This window comes from Mycobacterium sp. PTI7 (assembly GCF_056679845.1).
Genome location: NZ_CM155252.1, coordinates 1,997,493 through 2,011,818 on the forward strand (window position 1 = coordinate 1,997,493; position 14,326 = coordinate 2,011,818).

The 14,326-nt window shown below is 71.1% G+C and carries 14 protein-coding genes; 1 reads left to right on the forward strand and 13 read right to left on the reverse strand.

The features are described from left to right. Positions 1-9 precede the first annotated feature (9 nt). The 12 genes from AC1MEY_RS09635 to AC1MEY_RS09690 form a co-directional block, all read right to left on the reverse strand. On the reverse strand, positions 10-3,153 hold the full coding sequence (locus tag AC1MEY_RS09635; RefSeq protein ID WP_480230419.1) for an ATP-binding protein: 3,144 nt from the start codon (positions 3,151-3,153) through the stop codon (positions 10-12). Further along, positions 3,150-3,818, reverse strand: coding sequence for a hypothetical protein (locus AC1MEY_RS09640; RefSeq protein ID WP_480230420.1), 669 nt, complete (start codon positions 3,816-3,818; stop codon positions 3,150-3,152). Before AC1MEY_RS09640 ends, AC1MEY_RS09635 begins: the two co-directional genes overlap by 4 nt. Next, entirely contained in the window at positions 3,815-4,846 is a 1,032-nt protein-coding gene (locus tag AC1MEY_RS09645; RefSeq protein ID WP_480230421.1) for an endonuclease domain-containing protein, read from the reverse strand. The genes AC1MEY_RS09640 and AC1MEY_RS09645 overlap by 4 nt, the downstream gene beginning before the upstream one ends. Next, complete coding sequence (locus AC1MEY_RS09650) at positions 4,836-5,411, reverse strand: hypothetical protein (RefSeq protein ID WP_480230422.1); 576 nt, start codon at positions 5,409-5,411, stop codon at positions 4,836-4,838. The genes AC1MEY_RS09645 and AC1MEY_RS09650 overlap by 11 nt, the downstream gene beginning before the upstream one ends. A gap of 66 nt (positions 5,412-5,477) precedes the next feature. Further along, entirely contained in the window at positions 5,478-6,038 is a 561-nt protein-coding gene (locus tag AC1MEY_RS09655; RefSeq protein WP_480230423.1) for an HhH-GDP family DNA glycosylase, read from the reverse strand. A gap of 43 nt (positions 6,039-6,081) precedes the next feature. Further along, positions 6,082-6,414 carry a TfoX/Sxy family protein gene (locus AC1MEY_RS09660; protein WP_480230424.1) on the reverse strand — a complete coding sequence of 111 codons (333 nt, stop codon included), beginning with the start codon at positions 6,412-6,414 and terminating at the stop codon, positions 6,082-6,084. Positions 6,415-6,424: 10 nt separating this feature from the next. Further along, positions 6,425-7,171 (reverse strand): DUF72 domain-containing protein, encoded by a 747-nt coding sequence (locus AC1MEY_RS09665; protein WP_480230425.1) that lies wholly within the window; start codon positions 7,169-7,171, stop codon positions 6,425-6,427. 13 nt (positions 7,172-7,184) lie between these two features. Next, on the reverse strand, positions 7,185-7,832 hold the full coding sequence (locus AC1MEY_RS09670) for an endonuclease (RefSeq protein ID WP_480230426.1): 648 nt from the start codon (positions 7,830-7,832) through the stop codon (positions 7,185-7,187). 53 nt (positions 7,833-7,885) lie between these two features. Beyond that, the gene (locus AC1MEY_RS09675; RefSeq protein ID WP_480230427.1) at positions 7,886-8,074 is read right to left on the reverse strand and encodes a hypothetical protein; all 189 of its coding nucleotides are present in this window, start codon (positions 8,072-8,074) and stop codon (positions 7,886-7,888) included. Positions 8,075-8,104: 30 nt separating this feature from the next. Next, the gene (locus AC1MEY_RS09680) at positions 8,105-9,127 is read right to left on the reverse strand and encodes an LLM class flavin-dependent oxidoreductase (protein ID WP_480230428.1); all 1,023 of its coding nucleotides are present in this window, start codon (positions 9,125-9,127) and stop codon (positions 8,105-8,107) included. Between the two features lie 90 nt (positions 9,128-9,217). Further along, positions 9,218-11,539 carry an endopeptidase La gene (lon, locus tag AC1MEY_RS09685; RefSeq protein ID WP_480230429.1) on the reverse strand — a complete coding sequence of 774 codons (2,322 nt, stop codon included), beginning with the start codon at positions 11,537-11,539 and terminating at the stop codon, positions 9,218-9,220. A gap of 28 nt (positions 11,540-11,567) precedes the next feature. Continuing rightward, positions 11,568-12,230: a VC0807 family protein gene (locus tag AC1MEY_RS09690; protein WP_480230430.1), complete on the reverse strand. Its 663-nt coding sequence runs from the start codon at positions 12,228-12,230 to the stop codon at positions 11,568-11,570. Positions 12,231-12,297: 67 nt separating this feature from the next. Here AC1MEY_RS09690 and AC1MEY_RS09695 point away from each other — a divergent pair, with 67 nt between their 5' ends. Then, complete coding sequence (locus AC1MEY_RS09695; protein WP_480230431.1) at positions 12,298-13,065, forward strand: SDR family oxidoreductase; 768 nt, start codon at positions 12,298-12,300, stop codon at positions 13,063-13,065. 92 nt (positions 13,066-13,157) lie between these two features. Here AC1MEY_RS09695 and AC1MEY_RS09700 read toward each other — a convergent pair whose 3' ends face one another. After that, positions 13,158-14,150 carry an esterase family protein gene (locus AC1MEY_RS09700; protein WP_480230432.1) on the reverse strand — a complete coding sequence of 331 codons (993 nt, stop codon included), beginning with the start codon at positions 14,148-14,150 and terminating at the stop codon, positions 13,158-13,160. Between the last annotated feature and the right edge of the window lie 176 nt (positions 14,151-14,326).

The window sequence follows — 14,326 nt, forward strand, 5'->3', positions numbered from 1 at the left end:
CGCGACCGCTCAGGCGCCCGGACCGCCGCGCGCGAGGTCGAGCACCTCGTCGGCGGTGGGCGGACTCTGCGGATGGTGCGACAGGCACCACGGCGTCCGGACCTCGTGAAAGGCGTTGCCCTCCAACGCCACGTAGAAGTTGCCTGCCCGCAGCTTGCTGATGTTGGGCACCTCACCGCCCTTGGCCCGGGCCATCTCGCGGGCCACGGTGATCTGCGCCTGCGAGTTCAGCAGACCGTAGAACTGGGTGGTCGCGTTGCCCGGGATGAAGTTGTGCAGGCCCCGCGGCGCTTGCGTGGCGAACACCAGGCCCAGGCCGTACTTGCGGGCCTGCGACACCAGCGCGAGGGTGCTGCGGGTGCTGGCCGTGTAGCGGTCCGACGGCGCGAAGTTCTGCGCCTCGTCCATCACCAGCAGGCCGCCGAGCGGGCGGTCCGCCGCGGGATGGCGTTTGATCCAGGAGAACAGGGCCATCTGCAGTTGGTTGACGAAGCCCTCCCGCTGCTCCTCGGTGGTGAGCCCCGCCATGTTGATCACCGACACGCGCGCGCGGCGACCCGGCGACGGCGTCAGCAGCGCACCGGGATCGGCGGACGCGCCGCGGCCCCCGAACAGCGGGTCGTTGACCATGGCGGCGTGCAGGTTCCCCGACAGTTCCTCGGCCAGCTTCGGCCCCCGGGGGAGTTCGCTGACCCCGTCGGGCAGGTCGCCGAGCATCGCGATGAAGCCGGGTAGCGTCGCCGGTTCCGCGCGGCGGGCGTAGTACCGGAGCGCCACCTTCAGCACCGCCCGCGACTGCATCGCCTTCGCGGTGTTGCCGGTGATGAGTGCCCGGGACTCCAGCGCCGACACCGCCGAGTCGACGGCCTCCTCGAACTCCTCGTCGCTGTCGCGGACACCGGCGAAGTCGGGGAGCGGCTGGAACGACAGCGGCCGTCCGGAGTTCTTGCGCGGGGTCCACACCACCACCTCGGTGTCGGCGAAGTAGTCCGCGGCGCGGCCGTCGTCGGCCGGGTTCCAGCCGTCCGGCGTCTGCGGCCACGGTCGTCCGAGCCGGGACAGGTCGTTGTTGGGATCCAGCACGATCGACGAGACGCCGCGCAGTGCGCACTCCTCGACCAGCCGGCGGATCAGCACCGTCTTGCCCGAGCCGGACCCGGCGAAGATCGCGGTGTGCTTGCGCAGGGCGGCCAGATGCACCGACAGCGGCCGTCCCGTGGCGTCGACGCCGAGCGGCAGCTCGTCGGGCGACGCGGTGACCGACGGGTACGCCGGGATGCTCGGTTGCGGTGCGGCGGTGGGCGTTTCCGGGGCGGGCTCGGGTGCCGGGGGAGCGTCGCCGGCCACGTCCGCGAGTGCGGCCCGCAACAGCGTGGTGCCGTGGGCGGGCTGGCGTCGCCGCAGCCACTCCTGGAGATCCGGATGACCTTCGTCGATCAGGTCGCGCAGCGCCGACAGCGTGCGCAGATCGTCCTCGCCGACGGGAAGCGTGACCGCACCCGCGGAGGTGATGTCGTCGATCAGGGCGGACGTCTTGGCGCCGCTGGGCCACGGGACGTTGCGCAGCAGCACCAGCCGTCGCCGGTCCGGGTCCGAGGCGATTCCCGTTGCCTCCCAGGCTTTCTGGATTCGCGTCTGCACCGCGCGGGCGTGTCCGTGGGCGATCGCCCGGAACGACCAGTGCCGCTCGTCCTCGGTGGCGGCGTCCAGGCTCTGCCGCAGCCGTGCGTGCAGGGCCACCACCCGCCCCGGTGGCGGGTCGGTCCGGAAGGTCTGGTCGGCCGACCCGCGTTCGGCGATCCACGCGGTGAGGCCGGCCGCGAGCAGTGTGGGCACCGCGGTGTCCTCGCCGTCGGGGTCGAGTGCCGATGCCACGGCCGCCCGTCGCCGGTACTCGGCGAACCGGCGGTCCAGCTCCTCGTCGACCACCGGTGGCGTCGGCTCCGGGTCGACCACGGGCGTCGGCGCGTCGTCGGCGAGGTGGGCGAGCTCGACCACCTCGTCGGCCCGCAGGCAGGCGCGGACGTGTTCGTCGGCGCGCTGCAGGAGCCGGCGCGGCGTGTAGTCCGTGGCGTCGTCGAACGCCGACGGGAGGATCGGCCAGGTGGGGTACGGCGGGGTGAAGTCCACGGTCCGGTACCGGGCGTCGAACCTGCGCTCGAGCATCGCGCGGCCCACGTTCGCGGTGGGCAGCCGCTCCAGCACGGCCGTCTCGCGGAACCGGTCGGCCACGGTGGCGGTCGCCTTGCTGCGGATCAGTTCCCAGACACTCGGCAGGCAGGCGACGACCGCGACGGTGCGTCGCATCGCCTCCTTGACGCTCATCAGGCCGTGCGCGACGTGTTCGAGGTTGCGGCTGTCGTCGAGTGCCACGTCGTCGGCGCCGGTGCCGGAGTTCGCCTGCGCCAGCAGCGTGTCGATCTGGTCGATCGCGAGCACCGCGGGTCCGGCGAGGGCGACCAGCCGCGAGATCTCGGCCACCGTCTGCTGGGCGGTCCGGTCGTTGGTGCGCAGACCCCACCGGGCCCGCTCCTCGGCGTCGATGTCGCCGCCCGACCCGAGGAACGCCTCGCCGATGTCCTGCAGATCGGGGTCGGTGGAGGCGACCAGCACCAGGGCGCGCAGCGTGTGCCTGCAGTTGCGCACGGTGACGCCGCGGGCCTTGGTCAGGGCCTCGACGAACTCGTCGAGGATGCCCGGGGTGAGGTCCTCGTCGCCGATCAGGGCGCGCCGAGCCGCGCGGGAGACGTGCGCGATCTGCTCGAGCTGCCAGATGAGGTCCTTGAGCTGGGTGTCGCGGACCAGGCCGGGCCTGCCCAGGCTGTCCATGATGCCGCCACGCGTGGACTGCCAGAAGTTCGTCGCGTCCAGCAGCTGCACCATGAAGAAGAACCCGCCTGCGGCCTGCACGCGGTGCCGGACGTGGCCGAGGAGGTGTGTCTTGCCCGACCCCGCCCGGCCGCGCAGTGCGACCCCGATCGGACTGGACTGCTCCTGGCGTTCGGCGTCCTCGACCGCCGCCAGCACGTCGGCCAGGGCATCGTCGTGCAGGCCCGAGACGTGCGAGTCCTGCGGGTGCCAGATGTCGTCGAGCGTCTCGACCCAGTTGAGCCGCAGCTCGCGCAGTGCCGTGCGCCGGCGGTCGTCGATCATGCCTGGATCGCCATCAGATGGTTCTTCTCTCCGCCGATCAGGATGGCCGCGGCATCGTCCGCACCGGTGATGGCCTTCTGGTTCTCCTCCGGGATCAGGCTGGCCTCTCGCGCCCGGAGCAGGTCGCGCAGCGCCGCGTCGACGTCCGCGCGTGCGACGTCGGCGAGTGCGTTCCGGAGGTCGGCCAGCCGCACCCAGCCGCCGGGCCGGGTGGCCAACCGGGAGTAGGCGTCGCGGACCCGTCCGCCGGTGCCGTCTGCGTGCGCTGACGGTGGCGGTGGACTTGGTGGCGTGGACGCGGGGGCCTGCGGACTCCCGGCGGGCCGGATGACGTCGGCCAGCGCGAGGTCGTCGTCGGCCAAGTGCCGGTCGAGCGCCTTGAGCACCGTGTAGAGCGCCCGCTTCTGCCCGGTCACCCCTGCCGGGGCGTCGGTGCCGATGATGGCGCGGCACATGCGCCACCCCTTGTCGGCGAGTTCGATCACCATCGGCCGGCCCGGCCGCACCTCGATGAGGTCCTTGCGCAGCAGCTTGTCGCGCTGATCCTTCGTGAGTTCGGGCCCCAGATCCCTCAGTTCGGGGTTGGGCACCGGACGGCACTCGGCCATCAGGACGAGCAGTACCGCCTGCTCGTTACCGGTCAACTCGTCGGGGTGGACGCTCACTGAGCAGCACCTTTCTGCGGTCGTCGGGTGGTCACGAGGCGCTCGATCACGTGCAGGACGCGTGGTGCGTCGCCGAGGATCTCGTCGTTGGTGAACCTCAATACTGCATACCCGTCGAGCACGAGGGAGTTGTCCCGTCGCCGGTCGTCGGCGTACTTGAGGATGCCGCGGTGGTCCGGTCCGTCGATCTCGACGACGCACCGGGCGTCCGGCCACATCAGGTCCACGCGCATCGGCGGCGCCAGGGGATGGGTTCGGTGCACCTGGTTCCACACGCGGTCCCGCCCCCAGGGCAGGTGGCGCAGGTGGCTCTCGAGCCGCGTCTCGGCGGCGCTCAGCGGGTGCGGTCGGCCGGCGACGGCGGGGAAGTCGAGGGCGGGCGCGGCGGCCTGCTCGTCGCGCGTCAGCCGCCCGACGAACTCGGGCAGGTCGGGTGCCGCCGCGGCGACGCGGTCGACGGCGGCGCCGAGGAGCCAGACGCCGACACCGCCGTGATCGGCGAGCCAGGCGCCGGCCGTGGCGACGGCCGCGTCGGCGGCCTCGAGCAGCAGCACCAGACCGTCGCGACCGTAGGCGGCGCGCAGGATCCGGGTGAGGCCGCGGAGCCGGATCTCGGGCGGGAACGTACCGGCGACCGGGCGGCCCACCAGCGCGGCGTCGGCGAGCGCGGCGACGAAGGGACCGTAGTGGTCGGTGGTCGACGCGAGGGCCAGCGCGCGGCGCCGCACCAGACCGCGATCCACGCGACCGGCGCCGTCGACCTGGTCGGCGCCGGGCAGCCAGGCGGGGAACAGCGCGGCGGCCACCGACCCGAGGTGGGCGATGACGGCGTCGACCACGTCGGCGGCGGACTGCCCCGCACCGACCCGGCAGCCGATCACCGCGGGTGCGTCGGCCGGCGCGGCGCCGAGCGCCACCGCGAGTTCGTCCCGGCCGACGCCGACGACGCGCACGACCCCGGCGACCGGCAGTCCCGACCACGTCCGCGGAACGGTCACCCCGACGGTCAGAGCGCGCTCATGGCGCATCGACGGGCACGTCGACGTACTCCCACGTGAACCCCTCCGCCGAGAACGTGAAGCCGCGGGTGGTCTTGTCCGACATGCACGACACCCCCGTCGCCTCCTGGACGTTGCACCGGAAGCCGGCCACCGACAGCACGCGGTCGAACGGCAGGACGACGGCCGTCGCACCGGCCAGACCGAAACCCGGGTTCGTCACCGCACTGAACCGCGGCTCGGCCTCTCGGGGCACCTCGATGACGTTCGGGGTCGCCGGTTCGCCGTCCGCGCCGGGCACGCTCGACGGTGCACCCGTGACGCCGAGCGCCGACTGGGCGGCGGTCTGGCAGCCGGCCGTGACCCGCGGGATGATGGCGCACTGCCAGCGGCCGCTCGGGCTGGTGAAGTAGTACGCGGTGTCGCCGTTCACCCGGGCGGCGTAGTCGAAGCCGTTCACCAGACGCGTCGGGCTCGGCTGCGGCGGCGGTGGCGGCGGCGTGACGCTGGTGCTCGTCGTCGGAGGCGGTTCACCGGTGTCGGTCACCGGACCGGAACAGCCGAGGGTCAGCAGTGCGACGCCAGCGGTCGCCATTCGTCTCAGGACAGCCATCTCGCGGTCAAGCCTGCCGGAACGTCCGCGCGCCCGCACACCCGGGACCTACCGGTCGGTGGGCGGTGGCCCTTCGTCGGCATCGGACGGCCCGTGCTCGAACATCCCGGCGGACACCGATTCGTGGGTGCGGTCGCGCACCCACGGCCACACCGCTTGGATCTCCCGCAGGAAGACCTGCGCACCCCGGCGACCGACGCCGTCGAACGTCATCACCTCGTCGGCCAGCCGGTCCGGATCCTGACCGGACCGGGTGCGGAGGTTGCGCAGATCGCCGTCGAACTCGTCGCGGACCCGCCGTGCGACGTCGCGCAGACGGCTCGCGGAGCCGTCGTCCTCGCGCGCATAGCCCGCGCGGTGCAGGGCCAGCACGGCACGGTCGCGGTCGCCGTCGAGCACGGCGCGCGGCGATCGGAAACCCGCCCGGAACAGGTGCCGTGCGGCGCGCGCGGCGACGTCGGCTGCGACCGGTTTGCCGGCCAGCAGCGCGAGGATCAGGAGCTGGAAGATCGGGCCCGGCCTGTCCCGCAGCCGGATCCCGCCCTGCTGGGCGTAGGTCCGGCGTGACGCACCGAACGGCCGACGTACGGCGTCTCTGGAGTCCCTCATCCCACGTCGGCTACCCCGGGGTCCCGGCACCGAAACGGGCGGACTACCTGGGCGGCAGACCCTTCGCGCACTGGACTCCGCGCGCGACCCAGGCCGCCAGCCGGCGGGTCGTGCGCAGCCCGTCGTCGCCGACGAGCAGCCATCCGCGCGTCTCGCGGCCCGCCATCGTCATCGGCGCGACGTGGTCCCGGGACAGCAGCTCCTCGGCGTCGGCGGGCGGGACCCGGACCATCAGCCCGCCCCGCCCGCTGGCCGCGACGGCCATGTGCCCGTCGACCAGGAAGGCCAGCCCGCCGAACATCCGCTTCTCCTCGACGCCACGTTCGGCTGCGAGGAGTGCCCGGATGCGGTTGGCGAGGTCGTCGTCGTACGCCACGGTCGGAATTCTAGGTCGGCAGCACCCCGCCGAGCAGCTCCTTCAAGGTGCACGCGTTGCGCACGGCGTTGCCCTCGCCGTCGTTGTTGAAGTAGACGAGCACGTCGCGACCCTGGTCCTGCCACTCGCCGATGCGGTCGGCCCACCACCGGAGCGCGTCGTCGGTGTAGGAGCCCGCGTACAACCTGTCATCCGGGCCGTGCGTCCGCACGTAGACCAGCCGGCTGGTGGCCCTCGGGACGAGGGGCAGGCCGTGACCACTGGTGACCACGTAGGCGGCGCCGTGACGTTCGAGCAGTTCGTAGACCTCCGGGACGTCCCACGACGGATGGCGGAACTCCACGGCGACGGGGATCCAGTCGGGCATCACGCCGAGGAACCGGTCGAGCAGTCCGACGGAGTCGTCGGTGCGGTCGATCGCCGGATGCAGCTGCACCAGGAGTGCCTCGCGGCGGTCGCCGAGTGCGCGCCAGCAGCGTTCGAACCGCTCGACCCACGGTTCCGGGTCGCGCAGCCGGCGGAAGTGCGTGAGTCCGCGGTGCGCCTTCACGGTCATGGTGAAGCCGTCGGGCAACCGGTGCCGCCACCCCTCGAAGGTCGCGTCCTTCGGCCACCGGTAGAAGCTCGCGTTGAGTTCGACCGTGTCGAACTCCTGGACGTAGCGCGCGAGACGGCGTGCGACGGGCAGCCCGGGTGGGTACAGGACGCCGTCCCAGTGGTCGTAGGACCACCCGGAGGTACCGATCCGGACGGTCACCGCAGCGGTGCCCTCAGGAGGAGACGGCGTCGCGGACGTCGTCGTCGAGTGAGGCGCGCACCAGCGCCGCGGCCAGTTCGGCGTTCCGTCGACCCGCGAGCTTACCGAGTTCGACTGGGTCGGTGGGCAGGCCGAGCCGACGGGCGGCCGCCATGGCGCGGTCGTCGAAGTAGGGGCGCACCCACGTCCAGGTGTCCTGCACCTCGCGCAGGAAGATGTCGCTGCCCGTCTCGCCGATGCCCTTGAAGCGCTGCAGCAGCTTCGCGGCCGTCGCCGTGTCGTTTCCGGCGGCCTCGGCGAGCCTGCGGAGGTCGCCGCCGTACTCGTCGCGGACGGCCTCGGCCATCTCGACGAGCCGGGTCGCCGAACTCTCGTCGTAGCGTGCATAACTCGCGCGTCCGAACGCCTCGATCATCGTCGAGCGATCGGCGTCGAGCACCGAGTCGGGGGTCCGGATCCCCGCGTGGGACAGCTCGCGTGCGGCGGCGACGGCGATGCCGGCATCGATGGGCTTGCTCGCCAGCATGCACAGCGTCAGCAGCTGGAACAGCGGCATCGGGGCGTCCTTGAGCGTGATGCCCGCCTCGGCGGCGTACGTGGTGCCGGCCTTCTTCAGCAGCCGCGACGCGGTGTCCTTGGCGGTCGTCTGGTCTTTCGGCACGGTGGCTGCCTACCCGCGCCCCACGCGGACAAACTCCTTGCGCGCCGACGGGCTCACTCGGCCACGGCGTCGACCGACCAGGAACCGATCCGGGTGTGCTCGGCGTCGTAGACGTCCTGTTTGTCGCCGGGCACCAGCTCACCGAGATCGGCGATCTCGTCGGCCCAGCCGTGTAGGAGCCGGCCGAGTTCGGCGTGGGCGTCGGGTGTTTCGGGTAGGTCGACCTCGAGGAAGAACTTCACGGCGCCGTGATACCCGCTCGGCGGCGTTTGTCACGCGGCAGGTTGCCACCCCAGTCGCGGTCCGAGGTGGCGGGCCAGATCGTCGACGATCTGGGTGTAGTCGTCGGGCCCGAACGAGAACGGCAGGGCGAAGGCCACCTCGTCGGCGCGCTGGAAGCCCGCGTGGTCGAAGAGCCGGTCGGCGAGTTCGTCGGACGTGCCGACGTAGTCGGGGGAGAACAGCATGCCCCGGGGACCCTGCGGCGCCGTGGTGCGCTCGAAGCGGCTCGCGGCGTACTCGCGGTAGCGCCGGATCTGGTCGTCGGTCGCCGAGTCGGTGGGGATCACCACCAGGCCCTGGGACACCCGCGCCGCGTCGGGCCGCGGATGGTGCGCACGGAACGCGTCGATCTGCTCGCCCTGGATGGTGGCGAAGTCGCGCGACTCGCTGCCCTCGGTGCTGACCACCGAGCTGGTGAGGTAGTTGATCCCCTGCTCACCGGCCCACCTCGCCGATTCCAGTCCGCCGCCGTACCAGACGCGGTCGGCCAGGCCGGGGGAGTGCGGCTGGATGCGGTCGGTGAACTGCTCGATGCCGACCGTGCCGGAGAAGTCGCTGACGGGCTCGCCGCGCAGGCAGCGCAGCAGGCGCAGCACCCGCTCCTTCGAGAAGTCTTGCACGTCATGGGATTCGGGGTAGAGGGCGGTCTTGTAGTGCTCGTACATCATGGGCGTGCCCACCGAGACGCCGGGGTTGACGCGTCCCCCGGATATGACATCGACGGTCGCCAGGTCCTCGGCGAGGCGGAACGGGTTCTCCAGGCCCAGCGGGATGACGGCCGTGCCCAGTTCGATGCGGCTGGTGCGCTGGCTCGCGGCGGCCATGATCGCGACGGGTGAGGAGATCCCGGGTTGCAGGTGACGGTCACGCAGCCACACGCTGTCGAAGCCCAGCGCCTCGGCCCGCTCGATGGTCTGAAGCGTCTCCTCGATCCCCGGTCCCGGGTCGGCGGCGTCGAACCGGCCGATCGTCAGGAACCCGAGCTTGCGCAACGGTTCTCCGCGTCGTGGCATGTGCTCACTCTCCAGTGCGCGAGCAGACGCAAGTGTGCTCGACACGCCGGTCGATTGCGCACACTTGCGTCTGCTCGCGGTATTCGGTTGTCAGGCAGCGACGGTCGCGGCCTCGGTCACCGGCTCGAGGGCCAGCGCGACGATCTCCGCCACGTCGGTCATCGGCCGGACGTCGACCGCGGCGAGCACCTCGGCGGGCACCTCGTCCAGGTCGGGCTCGTTGCGCTGCGGGATGAAGACTGTCTTCAGCCCGGCCCGTTGCGCCGCCAGCAGCTTCTGCTTGACGCCGCCGATGGGCAGCACCCGGCCGTTCAGCGTGACCTCACCGGTCATGCCGACGTCACCGCGCACCTTGCGGCCGGTCGCCATCGACACCAGCGCCGTCACCATCGTGACGCCCGCGGACGGACCGTCCTTGGGCACCGCGCCGGCCGGGAAGTGCACGTGGATCTGGCGATCCAGCGCCTTCGGGTCCACGCCCAACTGCTCGGCGTGTGCGCGGACGTAGGACAGCGCGATCTGCGCCGACTCCTTCATCACGTCGCCCAGCTGACCGGTCAGCTGCAGTCCCGCGTCACCCTCGTTCGAGTTCGCCTCGATGAAGAGCACGTCGCCGCCCAGACCCGTCACGGCCAGACCGGTCGCCACGCCCGGCACCGCGGTGCGCTCGTCGGACTCCGGGGTGAACCTCGGACGCCCCAGGTACGCAACCAGGTCGGGCTCGTCGATGGTCAACGAGTCGCCACCCTCGGCGAGCTTCGTGGTCGCCTTGCGCAACGCCTTGGCCAGCAGCCGCTCGAACTGCCGCACCCCCGGCTCGCGGGTGTAGTCGGCCGCGATCTTGTGCAGCGCGGCGTCGGTGACGGTCACCTCGTCGGACGTCAGCGCGGCACGCTCGGTCTGCCGGGGCAGCAGGTAGTCCCGAGCGATGGCCACCTTGTCGTCCTCGGTGTAGCCGTCGATCTGCACCAGCTCCATGCGGTCCAGGAGCGCCTGCGGGATGTTCTCGATGACGTTGGCCGTCGCCAGGAACACCACGTCGGACAGATCCAGGTCGAGGTCCAGGTAGTGATCGCGGAACGTGTGGTTCTGCGCCGGGTCCAGGACCTCCAGCAGCGCCGCACTCGGATCACCGCGGTAGTCCGAACCCACCTTGTCGATCTCGTCGAGCAGCACGACGGGGTTCATCGAGCCGGCCTCGCCGATCGCACGGACCAGCCGGCCCGGCAGCGCGCCGACGTAGGTACGCCGGTGACCGCGGATCTCGGCCTCGTCGCGGACGCCACCCAGGGCGACGCGCACGAACTTGCGACCCAGTGCGCGGGCGACGGATTCACCCAGCGACGTCTTGCCGACGCCGGGAGGGCCCGCCAGCACCATCACGGCACCGGACCCACGCCCACCGACGACCGCCATGCCGCGCTGGGTACGTCGGGCCCGCACCGCCAGGTACTCGACGATGCGGTCCTTCACGTCGTCCAGCCCGTGGTGGTCGGCGTCGAGGATCTCGCGGGCTCCCGCCAGATCCGTCGAATCGTCCGTGCGCACGTTCCACGGCAGGTCCAGGACGGTGTCCAGCCAGGTCCGGATCCAGCCACCCTCGGGGCTCTGGTCGCTCGAGCGCTCCAGCTTGCCGACCTCGCGCATCGCGGCCTCGCGGACCTTCTCCGGCAGCTCGGCGGCCTCGACGCGGGCCCGGTAGTCGTCGGACCCCTCGGGCTCGCCCTCGCCGAGTTCCTTGCGGATGGCGGCGAGCTGCTGGCGCAGCAGGAATTCCTTCTGCTGCTTGTCCATTCCGGCGCGGACGTCCTCGGCGATCTTGTCGTTCACCTCGGTCTCGGCCAGGTGCTCGCCGGTCCACTCGACCAGCACGCGCAGCCGCTCGCCGACGTCCTCGGTCTCGAGGAGCTGACGCTTCTGCACGTCGGTCAGGTAGGCGGCGTAACCGGCCGTGTCGGCCAGCGCCGACGGATCGCTGATCTTGTTGACCACGTCGACGATCTGCCACGCCTCACGACGCTGCAGCATCGCCAGCAGCAGCTTCTTGTACTCCGCGGCGAGCGCCTTGACGGCGTCGTCGACCGGCGTGTTCTCGACCTCGGTCACCTCCACCCAGAGCGCCGCACCCGGTCCGGTGGTACCCGACCCGATGTGAGCGCGCACCTCGCCGCGCACGACTGCGGCGGCGCCACCACCGGGCACCCGCCCGACCTGGACGATCGAGGCGAGGACGCCGTAGGTGGGGTAGCGGTCGTCGAGACGCGGTGCGATGAGCAGCTTTCCGGACTCGCTCGCCTGAGCGGCGTCGACCGCGGCGCGGGCGGCGTCGTCGAGTTCGACCGGCACCACCATTCCGGGCAGCACGATCGGCTCGCTGACGAAGAGCACGGGCACTGAGATAGCTTCAGCCATCAATCCTCCAAAGTTGAACCTGATGCGCTCAACCCTCGGGGGCGTCGGATTGTTCCCCGGCCCGGCCGGGCGCCGCCGCCGGCGCGGCGGTCCTGCGGCCGACGACGACGGTGGCCAGCACCAGCACGCCGATCACCGGCAGCGTGATGGCCGAGTTCACGGCGTTGGCGGCGTCCACCGACAGGTGCGCGATGACCACCAACCGCGCAACCACCTCGGCGAGCAGACCGATGCCCCACATCGCCGAGAGCGCAACGTGGACACGCCGGGCGCGGGCCGCCTCGATCGCGGTCGGTACGGCGTCGGCAGGGTCTTGGAACCGCTCGCCGACGACCTGCGTCAATGGCGTGCCGACCACGCAGCTGCCCAGGAATACGAGTCCGCCGACACCGTTGACCAGCGTGTTGCCGACGAGGATCGTCGTCGGATTGGTGGTGGCCAGTCCCACGGCCAGCGACAGGCCGAAGGTCATCAGGAGGTAGGCGGCGAAGGGGTCGAGGCGGCGGGTCCGCACGACGCCGTACCCGACGCGCACGCCCGACACCACGGTCGCGGTGATCAGTGCGACGTACTCGGACAAACCCGCCGCGCGCAGGCCGTAGTAGGCGACCAGCGGGGGCGCCACGTCCACGAGCACCGTGTGGACCACCGGTGGCAGGGACCTCCGGGGCTTCCGGTCCAATTCGATCACCGTTCCGACGGTATGAGCAGGGCCTGTGCTTTGGCTGTCAGGGAATAGCCGGCCGGCCCGCGGTGTCGTGACGCTCGTGGACGACAACGCGATTCAGGACGGCATCACTGGCAAGGTGGTCGCGATCACGGGAGCGAGCAGCGGCATCGGCGAGGCCACGGCGCGCCTCCTCGGCGCCCGGGGCGCGCTCCTGGTACTCGGTGCCCGCCGCACGGATCGGCTCGACGAGATCGCGGCGGACCTGCGGGGCGACGGGGTTCGGGTGGTGACGGTGCGAACCGACGTGACGCGACGGGAGGATCTCGACGGACTGGTCGACCGGGCCGTCGACGAGTTCGGCACGCTCGACGTGCTGGTGAGCAACGCCGGCATCAGCCGGATCGGCCCGCTCGCCGACGGCGACGTCGCGGGGTGGACGGCGATGCTCGACGTCAACGTGAGCGGCGTGCTGTACGGGATCAGTGCCGCCACACCGGTGTTCCGTCGGCAGGGATTCGGTCACTTCGTGACGACGGTGTCGACGGCCGGTCTGAAGATCGTGCCGGACATGGGTGTCTACGCCGCGACCAAGAACGCGGTCCGGACCGTCATGGAGGCGCTGCGGCAGGAGTCCACCGACGGCGTCATCCGGACGACGTCGATCTCGCCGGGGTTCGTCAACACCGAACTCGACGGTTCGATCGACGACCTCGACCTGCGGGCCCAGATCCGTTCCAGCATGGACTCGTTCGGGCTCGCACCCGCGGCGGTCGCTCGGGCCATCGCCTTCGCCGTCGAGCAGCCCCGTGACGTCGAGATCGGTGACATGACGATCCGCCCGACGGTGCAGGGCTGACGATGCCGGTGGGGGTCTGACGAGGCCGTCCACGCACGAAGGGAGCCTGCCGCGGGGGGTGTGCGACAGGCTCCCTGGTCGTGCCGGTGGGTCTAGGCGACGGCTTGCGCCCCGAGGACCCGCTGGATGTCCGGCTTCATCATCTGCAGCTGCTGGCCCCAGTATCCCCAGCTGTGCGTCCCGGCGGCCGGGAAGTTGAACACGCCGTTGGTGCCGCCCGCGGCCACGTAGTTGTCGCGGAAGGTCAGGTTGGTGCGCAGCGTGAACCCCTCGAGGAACTGCGCGGCCATCATGTTGCCGCCGCCGGCGCCGTCGAGGTCCGACGGGGTTCCGGTGCCGCAGTAGATCCAGACTCGGGTGTTGTTCGCGACCAGTTGGCCCATGTTCACCATCGGGTCGTTGCGCTTCCACGCCGGGTCACTGGACGGTCCCCACATGCTCTCGGCGTTGTATCCGCCGGCATCGTTCATCGCCAGCCCGATCAGCATCGGCCACCATCCCTCGGAGGGGTTGAGGAAGCCGGACAGCGATGCGGCGTAGATGAACTGCTGCGGGTGGTAGATGGAGTAGGTCAGCGCGGTGCCGCCGGCCATCGACAGGCCGACGACGGCGTTGCCGGTCTGCGACACGCCCTTGTTGGACTCCAGGTAGGCGGGCAGCTCCTGGGTCAGGAACGTCTCCCACTTGTAGGTGTAGTCCTGGCCGTTGCCCTCCGACGGGCGGTACCAGTCGGTGTAGAAGCTGGACTGACCGCCGACGGGCATCACCGTCGACAGGCCCGAGTCGTAATACCACTCGAATGCGGCGGTGTTGATGTCCCAGCCGTTGAAGTCGTCCTGCGCACGCAGCCCGTCCAGGAGGTAGACGGCGTTGGGGCCGCCGCCCTGGAACTGCACCTTGATGTTGCGGTTCATCGACGGTGAGAACACGTCGAGGTACTCGACGGGGAGGCCCGGTCGCGAGAATGCGCCTGCGGTTGCCGACCCTCCCGCCAAGCCGATCAGGGCGGGCAACGCGGACACCGTGACGGCGAGGACCGCCATCCGACGCAACCACGTCCCACGAATCTTTCCGATGAACTTCATAACGGCAACCGACCTGCCTTCCTATGTCCTTCAAGCAATCTCCGTTGCTTATCGGAGATGAGTGAATCACGTCGGTGTGGTTCGACCCGCGCGGCGACGCCGCGTGTGACATCGCGGTTGGCTAACGATTCCGACTCGACGTCGAGACCAGGACGGCCGATCGGGGGTGTGACCAG

Coding starts and splice junctions, on each gene's coding strand:
- AC1MEY_RS09635 (WP_480230419.1), bottom strand. CDS start 3,153: ATGATCGACGACCGCCGGCGCACGGCACTGCGCGAGCTGCGGCTCAAC.
- AC1MEY_RS09645 (WP_480230421.1), bottom strand. CDS start 4,846: ATGCGCCATGAGCGCGCTCTGACCGTCGGGGTGACCGTTCCGCGGACG.
- AC1MEY_RS09650 (WP_480230422.1), bottom strand. CDS start 5,411: ATGGCGACCGCTGGCGTCGCACTGCTGACCCTCGGCTGTTCCGGTCCG.
- AC1MEY_RS09655 (WP_480230423.1), bottom strand. CDS start 6,038: ATGAGGGACTCCAGAGACGCCGTACGTCGGCCGTTCGGTGCGTCACGC.
- AC1MEY_RS09680 (WP_480230428.1), bottom strand. CDS start 9,127: ATGCCACGACGCGGAGAACCGTTGCGCAAGCTCGGGTTCCTGACGATC.
- lon (WP_480230429.1), bottom strand. CDS start 11,539: ATGGCTGAAGCTATCTCAGTGCCCGTGCTCTTCGTCAGCGAGCCGATC.
- AC1MEY_RS09700 (WP_480230432.1), bottom strand. CDS start 14,150: ATGAAGTTCATCGGAAAGATTCGTGGGACGTGGTTGCGTCGGATGGCG.